This is a genomic window from Streptomyces sp. NPDC005070 (assembly GCF_053600395.1).
Window position 1 is genome coordinate 1 of sequence record NZ_JBSFZS010000544.1, and the last position, 1,250, is coordinate 1,250.

2 protein-coding genes and 2 pseudogenes are annotated in these 1,250 nt (G+C 71.4%); 3 read left to right on the forward strand and 1 reads right to left on the reverse strand.

Annotated elements, in window-relative coordinates:
• The 3 genes and pseudogenes from ACWEBX_RS40990 to ACWEBX_RS41000 all read left to right on the forward strand — a co-directional run.
• Positions 1-240: pseudogene (locus tag ACWEBX_RS40990) on the forward strand (hypothetical protein); the annotation flags it as partial.
• Between the two features lie 37 nt (positions 241-277).
• A pseudogene (locus tag ACWEBX_RS40995) lies at positions 278-400 on the forward strand (chorismate synthase); the annotation flags it as partial.
• Positions 401-625: 225 nt separating this feature from the next.
• Positions 626-898, forward strand: coding sequence for a hypothetical protein (locus tag ACWEBX_RS41000; RefSeq protein ID WP_451889760.1), 273 nt, complete (start codon positions 626-628; stop codon positions 896-898).
• 63 nt (positions 899-961) lie between these two features.
• Here ACWEBX_RS41000 and ACWEBX_RS41005 read toward each other — a convergent pair.
• The coding region (locus ACWEBX_RS41005) for a TetR-like C-terminal domain-containing protein (protein WP_451889761.1) at positions 962-1,250 on the reverse strand (289 nt) is incomplete at its 5' end.

Consider the following 1,250-nt stretch of genomic DNA (forward strand, 5'->3'; position numbering starts at 1 on the left):
GGACCGTGCCGGACGCGTCGGGGCCCGCCGCCCGGGGCGAGGAGAACACGCATCGCATCAATCGGACGCTCTCGGGGTGGCTCGCGGATCGCGCGGGAAAGTCCGTGCTTCATCGGCAGAGCGGACCGGCTCTTCGCACTGCGCTGGCTGCGCTACGGCTCCAGCCCCCGCGTCGTCCATGTGACCGAGGCCGGCGCCGACGGCCTGGCCGACACCTTCGGGCTGCGGCTGGCGGACTGACCCCCGCCCGGGGCAGCCTCCACCGAGGGCGTCGAGATCGGCGACGGCGATGGTGGCCCTGGTCCTGGCGGACGCGGTGGCGGAGAAGTTCGCGGGCGACAGCGTGACAGAGACCCGCCGCAATGTGCGCGGCTACCTCCGCGGCCTGGCGATACGGTGAGCGCCGGGGCGACGGGGGTGGGGTAGGTCCACGGTCGGCGGCTGCCGGCCGGCCGGGCGGTCTCCGATGGGGGTGGGGATGGAGCAGGTGGTTTTCGAATCCGTCAGGTACTTCGCAAAGTGTCAGGACTGCGGTGCGGAGCTGACGTGTTGGGGGACTCAGGCCCTCGTGGACGGCCACTTGCGGTGGGACGTCGAGTCGACGTGTCCCGCCTGCGGATGTGCGATGGCCGTGTGCGGTGGCGACGTGCCGGCCGAACGGCGGGATCAGATGCTCTCCGAGCACGGACCCGCGAGGCTGCTGGTGAGCAGTCCACCGGCCAAGGGTGTTGCCATCATGCGGGTGCTGCGGGCTGAGCTCGGTGTCGACCTGGCGAGCGCCAAGGACGTGGCGCGTTGCGTGATGAAGGGTGACTACTCAGGCACGCTTCCGGAGATGGAACGCCTGGCTCGCAAGCTGAGAGAGTCCGGCATCACCGCTGAAGCGACCCGCCCTTAGCCCGATGTCCATCGCCGTCGAGTTCGGTGTTCCGGGAAGACCCCTGCCCGCCCGGACGGCGCGTCAGGTCATGGCGAGCCGGTCCACCAGCAGCTCCACCCTCTGCTCGGCGTCACCCGGCGGAAGGCGTCCCGCCCGGGTCAGGGTCGCCAGCCCGTGCAGGGCCGCCCAGAACACCTCGGTGAACAGTGCCGGATGGACGCCGTCCCCGGCGACCTCGCCGAGGCTCTCCAGCAGGGCGGCGAAGGCGTCCTTCAGCGGCTCGGGGGTGTCCTCGTGCGCGAACGCCAGGCCGCCGTCGAGCTGGAAGATGGCGTCGTAGACCGCCGGGTTGCGCTCGGCGAAGGCGAGG